Below are 16,489 nucleotides of genomic sequence, written 5' to 3' on the forward strand. Positions count from 1 at the left end.
TTGTCCCCTAAGGGAAGGCAGTGAACACAGGCATCTGAGAAGATGTGTCTATGTGTTGCCTTTCAGTAGGGGATTTTTAATGCGGGTTGCCAAGTCTGATCGTGGTATGTATAATGATGGCAATGAATTGAAACGAAGAATATCACTGATCGGGAGAGTAGCCAGATCCATACATGACAGCGAGCCGGGAGAGGTGGAAGCCGGTATGACATGACCTGAGTGAACCGCACCCGTGAGATGGTTATCCGAAAAGATGTACGTATCCCGATTGGGGATAGGCCATATCTGTCTGAGGGTACCCCGGCATGCGTCCGTTATACGCATCGAGCGGAACAGGTTCTACCGGTATGTATGTTTATGCATATTAAGAGTAGCTGTTCACCTAGAGTGGTACCGCGGGAACTGTTAAGTCAGCTCTCGTCTCTTATGTAGAGACGAGAGCTTTTTTGTGTTTTTTTCAGCTAATTATGAATTATAAGGAGTGTTCGACATGTTGATGAAGCAGGCTGCGGCCGATATTGCCCCTTTAACGGGATTGAATGAAGAAGAGGTTCTGAAATTACTGGAGGTCCCACCGCAGGCCGAGATGGGTGATGCAGCATTCCCTTGTTTTGTATTGGCGAAGTCATTAAAAAAAGCACCGGCAGTCATTGCGACCGAGCTCGCAACGGGATTGCAGGCAGCAGGACTTGAAGCGACTCCCGCCGGGCCGTATGTAAATATCCGTTTCAACCGGGAGAAGCTCGCGCCGAATCTGCTGAAAGAACTGGGGAATGCCACATTTGGTAAGCTTCAGCTTGGTCAAGGTTCACGTGTTGTGATTGATATGTCTTCCCCTAACATCGCAAAACCCTTCGGAATCGGACATTTGCGTTCTACTGTAATCGGTGCAGCACTGTATAGGTTGTATAACGAAGCGGGTTATACCTCCGTAAGTGTGAATCATCTGGGAGACTGGGGAACCCAGTTTGGCAAGCAGATCGCAGCGTACAAGCGGTGGGGCAATGATGAAGCCTTGCAGGCAGACCCGATCCGTACTTCTCTGGAGCTGTATGTGCGTTTCCACGATGAGGCGGAGAACGATCCTTCTCTGGAGATTGAGGCACGGGAGTGGTTCCGCAAGCTGGAGCAAGGGGATGATGAAGCACAGCGGTTATGGGCGTTCTTTGTGGAAGTGAGCATGAAGGAATTCAACCGGATGTATGAACGTCTGAATGTACAGTTCGACCATACGCTGGGGGAGAGCTTTTACAATGACAAGATGGGCGCGGTGGTTGAAGAACTCAAGGAGAAAGGTTTACTTGAAGAGAGTGATGGAGCACTCGTGGTACGTCTGGAGGACGAGAACATGCCCCCGTGCCTGATTATCAAAAAAGATGGAACAACAATCTATCCTACACGGGATTTGGCTACGGCGGTTTATCGTCATGAGGTGATGAAGGCAGATCGGTTGTTATATGTGGTCGGAGGCGAGCAGAAGCTACATTTCCGGCAGGTATTTGCGGTCCTATCCCGGATGGGTCATGAATGGTCTGCGAAGTGTGAACATATCCCGTTTGGCTTAATGCGTTTTGAGGGACGGAAAATGTCTACACGTCGTGGTAAAGTCGTCTTTTTGCAGGAAGTGTTGGATGAGGCAGTTGCTCGTGCACTACAGATTATTCAGGAGAAAAACCCGAATCTGGAGAACCCTCAGAAAGTGGCCGAGGCTGTTGGTGTAGGTGCAATTGTCTTCGGTGATCTACGTAATAATCGGTTAAACGATGTGGACTTCTCACTGGAAGATGCGGTGAGTTTTGAAGGGGAGACCGGACCCTATGTGCAATACACCCATGCTCGGATTCAAAGTGTGCTTGCCAAGGCAGAAGAGGCGATCCGCGTGGAAAATGAAAACCCTCTGCCTAACCCCAGCCTTGCGGATGGTGAGAATGACACAGTGACCACTTCATTCATTATCGGAGATACCTCATGGGCATTGCTGAAACTGCTCGGTGAATATCCCGAGTATTTGGAAAAAGCAATTCATCGGAATGAGCCTTCGGTCATTGCCAAATATACAATAGATGTCGCTCAAGCATTCAACCGCTTCTATCACGCCGAACGGATTGCGGATGCGTCATCTGATGTAAGGTCCTTCCGGGTGGCATTGGCCAAACGGACTGCCGAACGCCTCGCGTACAGTTTACATTTGCTAGGTGTGCAAGCTCCAGAGCGGATGTGATCCCAGGTGATATGGAGTACACTTGGACTTTTCAAGAAAGCCGATCAAGATGTAGCAGACTCATCAGGTCGAGGTATGTTGCTTCAACAAGTGAGCAAGCGATTAGGTAATGCTCAAGTACTTGATGAAATTAATCTGGAAGTGAAGCAGGGAGAATGTGCTGTGCTTGTTGGCAGAAACGGTTCTGGTAAAAGTACGTTGCTACGTATGTTGGCAGGTATTTTGTTACCCGATACAGGATCGATCCAGCGTACAATGAAGGGTTCTGATGGGTATGCAGTAGATGGCCTGCCACGTTTACCCTTTACCTCTGGAGAGTACTTGTGGGACATGGGTCGGATTCGGGGCATTCGCCCCGAAGTACTGCGTGGGCGGATTAGAGAACTTAGTGAACTTTTATATCTCGATACCGCGATTGATCAGAAGTTACCCTTATTATCGAAGGGCACACTGCAAAAAGTAAATTTGATTCAGGCCCTGTTACCTGGACCGGGGGGTCTTTTGTTGCTGGATGAACCTTTATCAGGCTTGGATATTCCAGCTCAAGAGGCAGTTGTATCCTTATTGGGGCAATGGAAGGATGAAGGGACATCCATCGTTACAGCGTGCCATGAACCGTTGCTTATTGAACGTTTGGCAGACCAGGTGATTGTGTTGAAGCAAGGGCGCGTGCTCCGTTACTGGAGTCGTGAAGATATATTACAAGCTGGCGAACCCGTTGTACGTATTCAAAGTCTGACGGAAGCTGGAGAGGATCTGGCCAACAATCCATCCGTTGTACAACAACCGGGAGTAATGTCTTTAGTTCATAATACGAGCTCGGAGAAATCCAAGTCTTGGTTGTGGGATTGGAAAGTAGTTCAACAATCAACTGATGATGTCCTCAGAATGATTCTGGCTTCCGGAGGTTCGGTTGTGTCTGTACAACAGGAAGAAAGTCAACTACATATGGAAAGTCTGCTGGAAGGACAACATCCAGCTGTACATGCGAGTCGTGGAGGTGTCACAGAATCTGTGGACTTAAGCTCTTCCATGGATGATGCGGGGGGAGAAGCCCAATGATCTATCTGACCCGATATTTGTTAAGGCATCACATTCGCTCACAGAAATATTTTGCACCGGTTATCTTTTATATCATCGCCATGTTGCTGATCTATTCCTACAAACCCAACCCTATTGCGGACAGTTACAGTGTTACGGCTATGCTGTTATTTCTGGCAGCTGCTTGGCTCGGAGTAATGGTGATGAATACCGAACCTGCTAAGCAGTATCAATTACTTGTCCTTCATACAGGAAGCAGGCGTAAGGTTGTAACAAGTCAACTCATCTGTGCCTGGATCATGCAATTCATGCTCACCGTAATCACTGTGCTGTATCCCGTGTTCGCAGGAATGTTTGAGAGACAACCCACAGGTGAGGAGTGGATGATGACTTGGTTAGGACATCTGGGGTTATCGTTGCTGGGATTGGGCATCAGTGTATTTTTTCAAAAATCGTACATTCCCTTGCTTAGTCGAAGTATGCCTGCCCTCATTATTGTATTATTACTATCGTTTATCCAAGGTTCCTTAAGTGAACGTTTGCCTGAATCGTTAGAATGGCTTGGCCGCATTCTTCCGCCAGCTTTTTATCTGGTTCGTGAGATGATGTTATTTGATGAATCAAAGATGGACTCTTTTGTTTCGGTTATGCTGTGGACTGTGCTCTACGCAATGGGGTTACTAATCATCCATGTGTGGCTGTCCGGTAGAAGAGATCTGCGGAGTTAGAAGACGCGCTTCCCGATAACTTGAATGTTGCTCTTGGTTTGGTTAGGATAGAGGGACATGGAATGGTTAACATTGTACGGTTGAAGGGGGCGCTCGCATATGCAAAATACAGATATCCAGAATGGTGACATGCTGGACAGCGAACACTCCAGGGAATTGTTTGCCTATTACGGATTGGCCGTGTACTACGGGCAGGCGCTTGAACAGCAGCTGGTCAATCTGATTTTATTAATGAAAATGTCTCAGGGCAAAGCCGTGTCTGAAGAGGATCTGGAAGATCTGTACGAACGAAAGATGAGCAGTTCACTGGGGCAGCTCATTCACGAAGTGCGCCATCATTTTACATTCTCTGAGGAAGAGACTCGCCAGTTGAATGAATTATGGCAGCAACGTAACCGTATCGTACATCATTATTTCAAGGAACGAATTCACGAGACATTCAGTCCGGAAGGACGATCACGCATGATTAAGGAATTGGAGGATTTCAAAGACCGTGCACAGGAGTTGGAGATCCGTCTTCAGCAATATACGGGTGCCTGGATTGCAGAGCTTGGTCTGGATGCCGAATCCGCAGCAGCTCTGCAAACGCTGGAGCGGATTCATACCGAGAGTATGCAAGCAAGGGCTTTGGAAGAGGATGAATGACAAGCAAACGGATAACGAAACGCTGGATATTAATGACGGTTCTGGCTGTAGTATTGGTTGGAATCCTGTGGACTGTGGTTACGGCAGTACGAATATCTGCATATACGGATGAGGATTCATCCAGGATATCGGATGCAGCAATCATTCTGGGCGCAGCCGTGGCGGGGGATAACCCTTCACCTGTATTTCGCGAACGTATTGAACACGGGATTGAATTATACCGTCAGGGTACCGTTCGTAATCTGCTTTTCACAGGCGGGTCAGGTGATGAGGGAGAACATACGGAAGCTGAAGTGGGTCAGAAGTATGCCATCGCACATGGAGTAGATCCTGCGGACATTCGCATAGAGACCAAATCCAGAATTACCGAGGAGAATCTAGTCAATTCAATTCCAATTGGTGAACAGGCCGGTTATCAAACCTATACGATTGTGAGTGATCCATTACATATGAAACGGGCCATGAAGCTGGCTGCCGGTCTGGGTATGGATGCCGTACCCTCTCCGACACGAACAACGGCGTATCGAACCTGGCGCAGCAAGTTTCCTTTTCTCGCAAGAGAGACCGTGATGTACATGGGATATACGATCAAAGGATGGATAGACAATCCGCAGCAGCCATGAGGTTGCACGCGGATTGTTTTTTTGACTGGAGGAAATAAACAGTATCGGAATTTGAATCCCGATGAAAATACAAAAAAACCGATCTACACAGCTACCTCAGGGTTTGCGGTGTAGATCGGTTTTTGTGTTGCCGTCGAGTACATCATTTTTGATTGGTTACTTAAAGAACTTTCAGCTTTACTCTGTTATGCATTGCCTCCGGCAAAGGAGGTTGAGGTTGGAACGGAATTACCTGACGGATTCTCGAGAGTTGCGACCGCTGCTGCTTGCGCACCTTGTTGAAGCTGATACATCTTATAATAGCGGCCTTTAAGCTCCATCAGTTCATCATGTGCACCTTGCTCAACGATACGCCCGCGATGCAGAACCAGAATCTGATCTGCTGAACGAATGGTGGAGAGACGGTGAGCAATGATGAAGGTGGTACGTCCTTTTTTGAGGACTTCGAGTGCGTTCTGAATTAATGCTTCCGTTTCCGTATCAATATTGGCTGTCGCTTCATCCAAAATGAGGATGGCCGGATCAAACGCCAGTGCACGAGCAAAGGAGATCAACTGACGCTGTCCAGCAGACAATGTGCTTCCTTTTTCGATGACAGGTTCGTCAAAGCCTTGAGGCAAATGAGCCAGTATACGTTCAGCGCCTACATCACGCAGCGCCTGTTCAATCCGTTCACGGGAGATCTTCTCATCGCCAAGACTGACGTTGGAAGCAATGGTGCCTGTGAACAGATACGGGTCCTGCAATACAATCCCCATATGCTCGCGAATCCACTGTTTAGGCAGATCCTTGACGTTCTGACCGTCAATTGTGATCTTGCCTTTTTGCGGATCATAAAACCGGAATAACAGGTTGATGATTGAGCTTTTACCCGAACCGGTGTGGCCGACCAGAGCGACCGTCTGACCTTGGGATGCTTTAAACGAGATATTGTTAAGCACGTAATCTTTTTTATAGGCAAAGGATACATCATCGAAGACAACATTCCCTTTGTATCTTGGCATGGAGCCATCGGTTACAGCTTCTCCCTTTTCATCCATCAGCTCAAAGACGCGACCAGCAGATACGAGGGAGGAGTCCAGGTTGGCGAGTTGATTCACCATACCGGTGATTGGCTGGAACAAGCGACCCAGAACATCAACGAAGGCATACAGAACACCCAGAGAGATAATACTTGTGCCATCCAGGACACTGGAACCGAAGTACCACAGGACCACCGCAAAGGCGATATTCCGTAATACGTTAACCAGGTTGTGTGAGGTGAAGGCATTCAGGTTAAGCATTTTGTTCTGGTGTTTCATATAGTCATCATTCAGATCTTCGAATTCCTGTTTGGTTTGTTTCTGATGGCGGAATACGCGGATAATGGACATCCCCTGGATGGACTCGTTAATGATGGCATTGATCTCACTCAGTCGGGATCGAATGATCGTGTTGTAACGAGTAGCGAATTTGCGATAGAGCACAATCCATGTAATGAGCATCGGCACAACGAATAATGAGATTAGACCCAGGCGAACATCAAGCAGGAAGAGTGCGACATACACACCTGTAATCGTGATGATTCCTGAGAAAAAGTTCGAAAGAACGGCAACGAACAGATCCTTGACGGCTTCCGTATCGTTCGTGACCCGAGATACAACTTTACCTGCGGGCAGGTTATCAAAAAAGTGCACCGGCAGTCGCTGAATATGGGCATACACATCGTTACGCAGTCTTTGAATGACCTTGTTGGCCGAGGACTGCAGCCAGAATGTTTTACCAAACTCCATAATGACCGAGATCACGAGGAAGATCATGTAATACACAATTAATTGATAGATGCTGGGCATCTCCGGTTTGTAAAAAGCAAACAGTTCACCAGCGGACAGGGGGGCTGCCGCATATTGGCCTGTCACTTCACCTGCGCGTGTAACCGTGAGGGTTCCATCCGCATATGTGCGGTCCCCGTCAGGTGCGCTTACCGGTTCGTTTACAAAATAAAAACTTCTGCCGGCTTGTAATACCCGCACTTCGGAACCTTTGTTTTCACCCGGTTCGAACAAACCTTCGCGTTTGTAGTTCTTACCGTTGTAGACCGCGGCTTCATCTGAAGCTGTCGTCTCATAGAAAGGCTGCTCAATCGCGAGCAAGTGATTGTCGATCATGGATTTGGCGATGAACGGCCCGGCAAGCTCAGCCGCAACACCAATGGTAAGCATAATTAATGCAGCGATAAATGTTCCTTTGGCTTTCAAGGCGTAATCAAGCAGCCTTTTGCCTGTATTAGACTTCAATGAATTGACCTCCTACGTGGACAGATTGGACTCGACCTGTTGCCGTTCATACTGTTCACGGTACCAGCCGTTCATGGCTAACAGTTCCTGGTGAGTGCCTTCTTCCGTAATTTTCCCGTGCTCCAGTACGATGATTCGGTCAGCATGTTCAATAGCAGACAGGCGATGAGTCGAGATCAGCGTGGTTTTGCCCGAGCGTTTGTTGCGTATATTTTCAATGATTTTGGCTTCAGTACGTGCATCGACAGCAGATAAGGCATCATCGAGGATCAGGATATCAGGATTAGCAATAAAGGCACGCGCCAGCGATACCCGCTGTTTCTGTCCTCCGGACAGAGAGATTCCTTTTTCACCAACGAGTGTATCGAGTCCATCGGACAAGGTTCCCAGATCCCCGTCAAAAGCGGCTGTACGAATGGCTTCCATGATGACTTCATCACTGGCCCCAGGTTTACCGAATTGAATGTTCTGACGAACTGATTTGGAGAACAGAACTTGTTCCTGTGGTACGTACCCGATCCAGCTGTGCAAGTCATCTTTGGCGATATCCTGAATGGGATGACCCGAGATGCTTAATGTGCCCGAACCGGCAGGGTATTCATGAAGCAGTTGTTTGAGCAAAGTAGACTTACCGCTACCCGTACGACCCACAACACCCAATGTTTGACCCCGTCGCAGCGAAAAGCTGATATGACTGAGATTGTCGACAGTGGAGCTGGGGTAACGGAATGTAACATCCTGCATCGCAATTTCTTCCGGATTCGTAACGTGAGCAGGTTGCTCCACATCTTGTACGGCAGGTTCTACCGATAAAGTCTCGTTGACCCGATCAAGCGAAGCGCTACCACGTTGCATCAGGTTAATTAATTCGCCGATGGCAAACATGGGCCAGATCATCATCCCCAGGTACATGTTGAACGATACGAGATCCCCTAGGGTAATTTCATTATGAAATACAAGATATATACCGTAGGCAAGTGCAATCACATAACTGAGTCCTACGAAGAGCCGGATGGTGGGTTCGAATAGCGCATCCATTCTGGCAACAGCCAGATTTTTGCGATACACATCTTCGGTCACGTCGGCGAACCGTTTCTCGTCCAGACGTTCCTGCACATAGGCACGCACAACACGGATCCCGGCAATGGATTCCAGCACCTGGTCATTCATATCTCCGAATGCATCCTGTGCCAGGGTGTAACGTTGATGTACAGCTTTACCATAGATCATCATGGCAATGGCGATAAAAGGTAATGGCAGGATTGCCGCCAAGGTCAGTTTCCAACTGACCAGGAAACCCATAGCGAACAATACGGTGGCCAGAAAGGCTGTAGAGTCTGTTAAGGTCAGCATGCCGAAGCCTGCTGTAGTGGCAATGGAACGAAGATCATTGGTGGCCCGTGCCATCAGATCTCCTGTTCTGTTTTTCTCAAAAAAGGGAGGAGTCATCCGTAACAAGTGGTCCATAAAGCGTGAACGAAGCAGCCGCTCCACCAGATTGGCACCACCAAACAGTTTGTGCATCCAAACGTATGTAACCAGATAGATAATGATGACCGTTCCCAGAATAAGCAAGATATAACGGGTAAGTGAGGTGCCGGTAATGGAACCGCGCACAATCTCGTCGATGGCATTACCAAGAAGACGAGGAGGCAGCAGTTCGGCAATGCCCACCAGAATAAGCAAGATGACACCGGTTAGGTATCGTTTGCGTTCCAGCCGGAAGAACCAGGCCAGGTTTTTAAGTACAGAGAACAAGTGTTATCCCTTCCTTTCGATGTCCGAGAAATGCAGATTCCGTTCATGTATGCCAAAATGTACCCACAAAAAAAGACATACCGCACGCAGGCGGTATGTCTTCATATGATCATACGGCAGCATGGCTCCGAGAACAGAGCCGCCACCATACATAAGTTCGATTGTGAGTAAACATCACAGAGGTTCTAATGAAAGATCATCTGTAACGCCGACTTATGAACGGAATAATGATTTCGGGTGTGCTCCGGTATTTAGTTGTGTGCTGAATTGACCTATCATATGTTTGTTAAACACCGTAATCACCCTTTCTTTTTTTGGAAATAAATACAATGTAGACCTCGTATGTTTGCATCTTAACACCGGCTTTTACAATCTGTCAAACATTTTTCACAACTTAATTTGTCTTCATGTGGTCTCTTGGGTTTGTATTCAAGTCCCCTTTCGAGATATGATGGAACATATATATACAGAAGGAGCTGACACCAAATGAGTACCATACATGTATCCGATCAAGCTGCTCGCTGGTACAAGGAAGAACTGAATTTGAACGAGGGAGACAGCATTCGATTTTTTGCCCGGTATAGCTCTGGCGGAGGTCTTCACCCTGGATTTTCGCTAGGTATTGCTGTGGAGAAACCAAGACATCCTGCGGATCAAACTGAAGTGTCGGGGATTCAATTCTTTATGGAAGATCACGATTATTGGTATCTGAAAGGGCATCAACTGCATGTGGATATCGTTGATGAAGGTCAGGATATCGAATATCGTTATACCGAAATCTAATTCTTGAAGTATTCTGCTAAGCAATAGATGGATTACAGGTCGCCACCGGCTTCCGAGTAGGAGGAGGGGATAAGCAGTGAATCTGCCAGCACGAGATTTGGCCCAGTATATCGCAAAACGCTCTCATATTGTTGTAAAGGCGGCTGTGCGGGCTGAGAACGAACAAGGTGAATTACTGCTGATTCAGCATGCTGAACACGGTCACTGGCGGTTGCCAGCAGGTGAGATGCGCCCGGGTGAGGCCATTGAAGATGCTGCACATCGGGAGTTGTGGGAAGAGACAGGTTGGACTGCTGATACCATGACACTGGAAGGTCTCTATTCGGGGCCTGACCTTCGGTATCTGGATTCAAGCGGAGATGAAGAGTATTATGTCATTGCTCTGTTTCGGACAGTGATCATTCAGGATGACCTTGTGGAGTCGCGTGTAAATAGTGATGCAGGTCTGAAGTTTTTTGCGCTGGAGTCGTTACCACCTCTGAATCAGATTAGCCGAATTCTGTTAGCGCGGGATATTGCAGAATAAAATAAGTGTTGACGCAAAAAAAATGACCTTGGCATACACGATAAAGTGGATGCCAAGGTCATTTTTTTTAAAATCCGATTCACGTGCTCAGAGCATGAATTACACCTGATCCAGTGGTTCATCATCCATCGCAAAATCAAAATCATCAATATCAAATACCTGTACAGGTGATTCGGACTCAATTATGCGTGCGATCAGTTCAACCTGATCGGTGAGAATTGGGATACTCAGTCGCTGAGATGTCAGCAGCAGTTCTGTCTCAATGGGATCGAAATACTCCCCGTACTGTGCCGTATCTATTGCGTTGATAATGGCAATGGATACTTGGTCACCAAATAAAATGGAGGGGCTTTTGGCCCATGGAACAAGTAACGCACGCTCTATTTTTTTCTTATTCAGCGGTTCCTCGAAATAAGAAATCATTTCATTGATTTTGGATTTCACATGCTGATCATCTGCCGGGTTATCCATCATGGGATCAGGACTGGTCTGGAATTCATATAGCTCAAGGATGGTGGTATAAGGAACAATATATTCAACAGGCGCGGGCGGCGCTAGCAATTGACCGTAAATGGCCACCATCACGGCTTCTGTAATAAACTGACGTGACATGGTTCCTTAATCCTCCTGCGCCATTAATAGTTGCAAAGTGAATCTATATTTCATGCAACAGCATAACCATAATAGTACGTGTTCAAATAGGACGGTTTTAAGTACCGAGAAGACATTTCGGCTGAATTCCATATTCGATGCTGATGATGCCTCTAGGCATCCTTCGTAATCAAAAGCGGACTTTTTGAACAACCTCTAATGTGGATTATTCTGTTGTAGACTCGTGTACATAATTTGCATGAATAGAAGTATATCACACAACGGTGGGAAATACAGCCAATCTGCATAGAATGTCAGGTCACAACCTTCACAACTTGAATCAGGATTTGCCCAGTAGCAATGATAAAATTCCCGCCGCAATCAATGGACCCACAGGTACACCCTTGAACAGGGCAACCCCAAGTACCGTTCCGATTAACAGCCCTGCAACGACAGTTGGCTGTGTACCCATCAGCGTAGCGCCACGTCCTCCGAGATATGCCACCAGTAATCCTACGCCAATGGCGAGTAATGATTTCCAGTGCAGGAAAGACTCGCCGATCGTCTGCAGACTCATCTTGCCACTGGCAAGAGGTGCCATCACGCCAATGGTTAGAATGATAATGCCCAGTGTAAGTCCGTATTTTTCAAGCCATGGAAATGCCTGATTCAGGTTCAGGACTCGTAGCAACAACAGAAATACCATCGCTACGGTCACAGGTGTGTTGCTGCTGATAATCCCGAGAGCCGCAAATACGAGCAACAGTAGGGAAGTCATATCCATTGTTTTCATTTCCCTTCGGTCTGTCCACGTTGTTTGCTAACGATATGTTCCGCAATGTAACGTCCATGCCAGCGTCCGGATTCAATAAAGACTTCATTGGCATTACGACCCGAAGCGATGACTCCGCCCACATATACACCAGGTACGCTGCTTTCCATCGTTTGTGCATCATATAGAGGTTTATCCATATCATCAGACATCTCCACACCTACCGACGTGAGTAGTTGACGATCTGGACGGAAACCGGTCATTGCCAGTACGAAGTCATTATCCAGTTCCCGAGTGGAACCATCCGTGTGTATCAGACGAATCGAATCATCCAGTATTTCATTCACGCGTGATTCCAGGTGCAGTGTAATACGGCCTTTTGTCACCATGCTCTCGAATAGCGGACGTACCCATGGTTTAATATGCTGGGACAGACCACTGCCGCGATAAACCATATCAATATGTGCTCCGACCCGAACCAGTTCCATGGCCGCATCCACGGCTGAGTTGCTTCCGCCAATAATGGCGACACGTGTACGGGTATAAGGGTGAGCTTCCCGGAAGTAGTGGGTTACTTTATCTTTATCTTCTCCAGGAATGCCCAGATAGTTAGGATGGTCAAAATAACCGGTAGCTACAACTACATTACGTCCAACATGTACGATGGCCTCCCCGCGGCGATTGAGCGTATGTACCTCAAACGTACCATCATCCTTGCGTTTAATTTCACGGGCTTCCTCATAGTTATGAACACGCAGACCAAAATGTTCGGCTACCCTGCGATAATAGGCAAGTGCTTCATAACGAAACGGTTTATCATTAGGTGTGCTGAACGGAACGTTCCCGATCTCAAGCAGCTCGGCTGTGCTGAAAAACTGCATATGGGTTGGATACAGATAAATAGATTGAACGATATTGTATTTCTCAACGATCACAGCGGACAGTCCCAGCCGCTCACATTCAATGGCAGCAGACAGACCGCATGGGCCTCCGCCGATAATAATGACATCTTCCATGTTCTTAATCCTCCTTATTTCAAGCAATATAATCCTACCGTAAATAACGAGCCAATGCCAGTTCAAGCGTGAGTTTAAATTAGACAAGCTTACTTGAATCCAAAGGAGTTGACGTGGAGAGGAGAAAAGACTAATATCAAATTAGATATTTATCTAATTGAAAGTGAGATGAACGATGATGCAGCTGGAGAAAATTGTGGCTTATCATAAAGCGTTGGCTGACCCGACCCGGCTTCGCATGCTGCTGTTGCTGGCACAGGGTGAACTGCACGGACAGGCACTTGCCGAGCGGTTGAATCTGTCACAGCCAACCGTGACACATCATGCATCCAAGCTGAGGGAGGCGGCGCTGATCAAGGAACGACGGGAGAAAAATACAGTGTATTTCACACTGAATCCTTCGTTTATCCGTGAGAATGCACAGGCCTCGGTTGATTTTATCTTTAAGCGAGAGGAGGTTACGGATATGAGTGATGTGAACGAAACATTGAAAGCGTCGGTCATGAGAAATTTTTTCTCCAAAGATGGACGACTGCGTCAGATTCCGGCTCAATACAAGAAAAAACTGATTGTACTTGGTCATCTGGTCGAGCAGCTTGAATTTGGTCGGAAGTATACGGAGAAAGAAATCAATACATTTATAAAGCAATACCATGAAGACTTTGCCACGATTCGGCGGGAATTTATCATGCATCAGTTCATGTATCGGGAAGAGGAGATCTATGAATTGAATCCGAAGGAAATGTGGACGCGCTGGGATCAGGTCAAATAAAGTAGACAGGTAAAATAGTTTGGGCTTGACAACTGCAAAGCTCAGTGTGTAACATAATGGATAATTCTACAAGGGAGGCGATTGTTTATGACAAACTTAAATGCAGTATACGTTAATTTGAATATGAACAGCGTCTCCGGAACGGATCAAAGCATGTAATTTTGCGTTAGCTGGATAGCAGTATCCATTTTAACGTGAAGTATCACATGCTCAGATGAAGCCACGGGTGACGCACCCGTGGCTTTTTTGTTTGCCGATAAAAGGGGTTCCTGAATTGTTTATAGCGGATGGCTATGTATGCTGTTCGGTATATCTACGAGAAGGGATGATCTTTGATTCGGCTAACTACTTATTGCCGCGGGTGTATTTCTACTCGTGGTTTTTTGTTTTGATCTGAACCGGAGATGATTGTTCACTCGGCTTGAACGAAGTAAACAAACTTATTTTGGGAGGAATTTTTATTTTAGATAATCATATTGAGAAGTACGGCTGGTCTGCAAAGTGGCAGAAACTGTGGCAAGAGACAGGAATGGAAGAGCAGGAGAAAAAGCCAGCCAGAATTATCGCAGACCATGGACATCTGCAACGTTTGGTTACAGAAGAGGGTGAATGCTGGGGAAGAATATCGGGTAGAATGCGTCATGATAGTCTGGAGACCAGCTTGGTACCAGCGGTTGGAGATTGGGTGGCGATTACAGGTCAGGCAGGTGAAGAAGCAATTATTCACAATCTGGTGCCACGTCAGAGCAGGGTATCAAGACAGGCAGCAGGTCCGGTGACCAAGGAACAATTAATCGCCGCAAACGTAGATACACTGTTAATCGTGGCTGCACTTAATCATGATTTCAACCTTAGACGACTCGAAAGATACGTGATGATGGCTTGGAATGGTGGCGTAAGGCCAGTCATTGTCTTGAGCAAAAGTGATCTGTGCAACAATGTGGAAGAACAGATCCGAAGTGTAGAAGGAATCGCTCCAGGCGTTGAAGTGCTTGCGATATCTGCAGTGGAGGGTCAAGGGAAATCCTTATTGGAACGATACTTGCAGCCAGGGCTGACTGTTGCGCTCACAGGATCTTCTGGCAGTGGCAAGTCTACGCTGGTGAACTGGATGATGGGTGAGGATGTGCAGCTTACACAATCCGTCCGCGAGGGAGACAGCCGTGGGAGACATACGACAACACACCGGGAGATGTTTGTACTTCCACAGGGAGCCGTATTGATCGATACTCCGGGAATGCGCGAGCTTAATCTTTGGGATGAGGGCAATGATGGGCTGTCGCATGCGTTTGGAGAAATTGAAGAACTTGCGGCCAAGTGCAGATTTCTGGATTGCAGTCATACAAGGGAAGCTGGATGTGCAGTGAAAGAGGCCATACAGGATGGTTCATTGGATGAAAAAAGACTGAATAATTATCTAAAAATGCAGAAGGAATTGCAATATCAGCAACGCAAGGAAGAAGTGGCATCCAGAAGGCGTACCGCCTCCAGCAAACCGGCCAATAGTCGCAAACCCAAGCACTCCCGTAGTGTGAAAGAGTGGGAGGAAGCCTGAAATCAGGCGGGCATCATCCGGCATCTTGCATAAGATAGGTCAGGAGGGATGTCATTATGCCAGATTACAGGATTATTGTAGATCTGTCTGACCACATGTTATATCTTCTGGATGGCAATCAGGTGATTAAGGGTTATCCCGTAGCCACCGGAAAGATGCTCACGCAGACTCCAAACGGGGAGTTCACTATTATTAACAAACAATCGAATCCAGGTGGGCCGTTTGGCGTGTTCTGGATGGGACTGTCAGCTCCCCATTATGGTATACACGGAACCAATGAGCCTTGGTCTATTGGCAAATCCGTCTCCCATGGTTGTATACGCATGTACAACTCGGATGTACTGGATTTGTCTTCCAAGGTATCTGTAGGTACGAGAGTGACGATCCGGCCGTAGGGCCGGATTTTACTTTATAAGAGGTAGTTCAATGGATCAATTTGGAATTATAGAAAGAAGAACATATAATATGGTAAAACTATGGCAGTTACGAGAGAAAGCGAGTGATAGCTATGCTGATCAGGCCGGCGCGTGAAGGGGATGCGCAAGGTATAGCCCATGTACATACAGAGAGTTGGAAAACAACATATCGGGGAATTGTGCCTGACGATTTTTTGGATCATTTGACTATAGAATCAAGATTGTCTCAGTGGGAGAAGACCATTCGTTCTGGCGAAAAGGATCAGATCCTGGTGGTAGCTGAACAGGATCATGGGAACATTGTCGGATTTGCGTGTGGGGGTAAGGAGCGTGAAGGCAAATTACCTTATGATGGAGAGTTGTACGCTATATATTTGCTGAAGGAAGTGCAACAAACGGGGATAGGTCAGCAACTGGCGACACATGTCGTTCATCATCTGCAGACCTACAATATGAAACGTTTGATCATATGGGCTTTGGAGCGTAATTCAGCTTGTCGCTTCTATGAAAAGATGGGAGGCACTCCAGTCCAGACACAGTCTCTCCGCATTGGTGGTCAAGATCTGATCGAAGTTGGCTACGGATGGGAAGACTTGAGCCTCTTTGGAGAGAAAAGCCTGCCCGACTGATGAAAGACGTCCAGATGGCGACAGAATAGTGTGGGTTGTGTTGTTTCCTTAAGCTTAAAGAATGGAATAGCTAATTCAGGTCTTCACGTTTGCGTAATTCTGAACAAGGTTAATGATGTATTACACCGTTGTGCAGG

The 16,489-nt window shown here is 47.0% G+C and carries 17 protein-coding genes; 12 read left to right on the plus strand and 5 right to left on the minus strand.

Going from position 1 to position 16,489, the window contains the following annotated elements; all coding sequences use genetic code 11:
* The first annotated feature begins 79 nt into the window (after nucleotides 1-79).
* The 6 genes from QNO02_RS11450 (at nucleotide 80) to QNO02_RS11475 (ending at nucleotide 5,258) form a co-directional block, all read left to right on the plus strand.
* The gene (locus QNO02_RS11450; RefSeq protein WP_283945611.1) at nucleotides 80-214 is read left to right on the plus strand and encodes a hypothetical protein; all 135 of its coding nucleotides are present in this window, start codon (nucleotides 80-82) and stop codon (nucleotides 212-214) included.
* Nucleotides 215-490: 276 nt separating this feature from the next.
* Complete coding sequence (argS, locus tag QNO02_RS11455) at nucleotides 491-2,221, plus strand: arginine--tRNA ligase (RefSeq protein ID WP_289392061.1); 1,731 nt, start codon at nucleotides 491-493, stop codon at nucleotides 2,219-2,221.
* Between the two features lie 6 nt (nucleotides 2,222-2,227).
* Entirely contained in the window at nucleotides 2,228-3,283 is a 1,056-nt protein-coding gene (locus QNO02_RS11460) for an ATP-binding cassette domain-containing protein (RefSeq protein WP_289392062.1), read from the plus strand.
* Nucleotides 3,280-3,990 (plus strand): hypothetical protein, encoded by a 711-nt coding sequence (locus QNO02_RS11465; RefSeq protein ID WP_249911068.1) that lies wholly within the window; start codon nucleotides 3,280-3,282, stop codon nucleotides 3,988-3,990. The genes QNO02_RS11460 and QNO02_RS11465 overlap by 4 nt, the downstream gene beginning before the upstream one ends.
* Before the next feature lie 99 nt (nucleotides 3,991-4,089).
* On the plus strand, nucleotides 4,090-4,635 hold the full coding sequence (locus QNO02_RS11470; RefSeq protein ID WP_091031787.1) for a hypothetical protein: 546 nt from the start codon (nucleotides 4,090-4,092) through the stop codon (nucleotides 4,633-4,635).
* Entirely contained in the window at nucleotides 4,632-5,258 is a 627-nt protein-coding gene (locus QNO02_RS11475) for a YdcF family protein (RefSeq protein ID WP_289392063.1), read from the plus strand. Before QNO02_RS11470 ends, QNO02_RS11475 begins: the two co-directional genes overlap by 4 nt.
* Before the next feature lie 185 nt (nucleotides 5,259-5,443).
* Here QNO02_RS11475 and QNO02_RS11480 read toward each other — a convergent pair whose 3' ends face one another.
* Both QNO02_RS11480 and QNO02_RS11485 read right to left on the minus strand, forming a co-directional pair.
* Nucleotides 5,444-7,534: an ABC transporter ATP-binding protein gene (locus QNO02_RS11480; RefSeq protein WP_289392064.1), complete on the minus strand. Its 2,091-nt coding sequence runs from the start codon at nucleotides 7,532-7,534 to the stop codon at nucleotides 5,444-5,446.
* 12 nt (nucleotides 7,535-7,546) lie between these two features.
* Nucleotides 7,547-9,292, minus strand: coding sequence for an ABC transporter ATP-binding protein (locus QNO02_RS11485; protein ID WP_091031779.1), 1,746 nt, complete (start codon nucleotides 9,290-9,292; stop codon nucleotides 7,547-7,549).
* Nucleotides 9,293-9,778: 486 nt separating this feature from the next.
* On the opposite strand from QNO02_RS11485, the gene QNO02_RS11490 reads away from it, so the two are divergent.
* Both QNO02_RS11490 and QNO02_RS11495 read left to right on the plus strand, forming a co-directional pair.
* Nucleotides 9,779-10,075 (plus strand): HesB/YadR/YfhF family protein, encoded by a 297-nt coding sequence (locus tag QNO02_RS11490; RefSeq protein ID WP_017689086.1) that lies wholly within the window; start codon nucleotides 9,779-9,781, stop codon nucleotides 10,073-10,075.
* A gap of 76 nt (nucleotides 10,076-10,151) precedes the next feature.
* Nucleotides 10,152-10,601, plus strand: coding sequence for an NUDIX domain-containing protein (locus tag QNO02_RS11495; protein WP_289392065.1), 450 nt, complete (start codon nucleotides 10,152-10,154; stop codon nucleotides 10,599-10,601).
* 99 nt (nucleotides 10,602-10,700) lie between these two features.
* On the opposite strand, the gene QNO02_RS11500 is transcribed toward QNO02_RS11495, so the two are convergent.
* From QNO02_RS11500 to QNO02_RS11510, 3 genes are all read right to left on the minus strand, one after another.
* Entirely contained in the window at nucleotides 10,701-11,213 is a 513-nt protein-coding gene (locus tag QNO02_RS11500; RefSeq protein WP_036609214.1) for a hypothetical protein, read from the minus strand.
* Nucleotides 11,214-11,532: 319 nt separating this feature from the next.
* Nucleotides 11,533-11,976: a DUF441 domain-containing protein gene (locus QNO02_RS11505; protein WP_036609212.1), complete on the minus strand. Its 444-nt coding sequence runs from the start codon at nucleotides 11,974-11,976 to the stop codon at nucleotides 11,533-11,535.
* A 5-nt stretch (nucleotides 11,977-11,981) separates the two neighbouring features.
* Nucleotides 11,982-12,980, minus strand: coding sequence for a YpdA family putative bacillithiol disulfide reductase (locus tag QNO02_RS11510; RefSeq protein WP_017689082.1), 999 nt, complete (start codon nucleotides 12,978-12,980; stop codon nucleotides 11,982-11,984).
* Between the two features lie 178 nt (nucleotides 12,981-13,158).
* Here QNO02_RS11510 and QNO02_RS11515 point away from each other — a divergent pair, with 178 nt between their 5' ends.
* From QNO02_RS11515 to QNO02_RS11530, 4 genes are all read left to right on the plus strand, one after another.
* Entirely contained in the window at nucleotides 13,159-13,752 is a 594-nt protein-coding gene (locus QNO02_RS11515) for a DUF2087 domain-containing protein (RefSeq protein WP_091034982.1), read from the plus strand.
* Nucleotides 13,753-14,281: 529 nt separating this feature from the next.
* Nucleotides 14,282-15,307, plus strand: a complete 1,026-nt coding sequence (rsgA, locus tag QNO02_RS11520; protein WP_502921880.1) for a ribosome small subunit-dependent GTPase A — start codon at nucleotides 14,282-14,284, stop codon at nucleotides 15,305-15,307.
* Between the two features lie 56 nt (nucleotides 15,308-15,363).
* A complete protein-coding gene (locus QNO02_RS11525) occupies nucleotides 15,364-15,702 on the plus strand; it encodes a L,D-transpeptidase (RefSeq protein ID WP_076249779.1) in 339 nt (112 codons plus the stop codon).
* A 113-nt stretch (nucleotides 15,703-15,815) separates the two neighbouring features.
* Nucleotides 15,816-16,352, plus strand: a complete 537-nt coding sequence (locus tag QNO02_RS11530) for a GNAT family N-acetyltransferase (RefSeq protein WP_289392068.1) — start codon at nucleotides 15,816-15,818, stop codon at nucleotides 16,350-16,352.
* Nucleotides 16,353-16,489 lie beyond the last annotated feature (137 nt).

It is taken from the genome of Paenibacillus sp. PK1-4R (assembly GCF_030369595.1).
Taxonomy (GTDB): Bacteria; Bacillota; Bacilli; order Paenibacillales; family Paenibacillaceae; genus Paenibacillus.

Excerpts from the sequence above, each read along its gene's own strand:
- QNO02_RS11505 (WP_036609212.1), bottom strand. The coding sequence starts at position 11,976 with ATGGATATGACTTCCCTACTGTTGCTCGTATTTGCGGCTCTCGGGATT.
- argS (WP_289392061.1), top strand. The coding sequence starts at position 491 with ATGTTGATGAAGCAGGCTGCGGCCGATATTGCCCCTTTAACGGGATTG.
- QNO02_RS11515 (WP_091034982.1), top strand. The coding sequence starts at position 13,159 with ATGCAGCTGGAGAAAATTGTGGCTTATCATAAAGCGTTGGCTGACCCG.
- QNO02_RS11500 (WP_036609214.1), bottom strand. The coding sequence starts at position 11,213 with ATGTCACGTCAGTTTATTACAGAAGCCGTGATGGTGGCCATTTACGGT.
- QNO02_RS11490 (WP_017689086.1), top strand. The coding sequence starts at position 9,779 with ATGAGTACCATACATGTATCCGATCAAGCTGCTCGCTGGTACAAGGAA.
- QNO02_RS11470 (WP_091031787.1), top strand. The coding sequence starts at position 4,090 with ATGCAAAATACAGATATCCAGAATGGTGACATGCTGGACAGCGAACAC.
- rsgA (WP_502921880.1), top strand. The coding sequence starts at position 14,282 with ATGGAAGAGCAGGAGAAAAAGCCAGCCAGAATTATCGCAGACCATGGA.
- QNO02_RS11475 (WP_289392063.1), top strand. The coding sequence starts at position 4,632 with ATGACAAGCAAACGGATAACGAAACGCTGGATATTAATGACGGTTCTG.
- QNO02_RS11450 (WP_283945611.1), top strand. The coding sequence starts at position 80 with ATGCGGGTTGCCAAGTCTGATCGTGGTATGTATAATGATGGCAATGAA.
- QNO02_RS11465 (WP_249911068.1), top strand. The coding sequence starts at position 3,280 with ATGATCTATCTGACCCGATATTTGTTAAGGCATCACATTCGCTCACAG.
- QNO02_RS11510 (WP_017689082.1), bottom strand. The coding sequence starts at position 12,980 with ATGGAAGATGTCATTATTATCGGCGGAGGCCCATGCGGTCTGTCTGCT.
- QNO02_RS11530 (WP_289392068.1), top strand. The coding sequence starts at position 15,816 with ATGCTGATCAGGCCGGCGCGTGAAGGGGATGCGCAAGGTATAGCCCAT.
- QNO02_RS11525 (WP_076249779.1), top strand. The coding sequence starts at position 15,364 with ATGCCAGATTACAGGATTATTGTAGATCTGTCTGACCACATGTTATAT.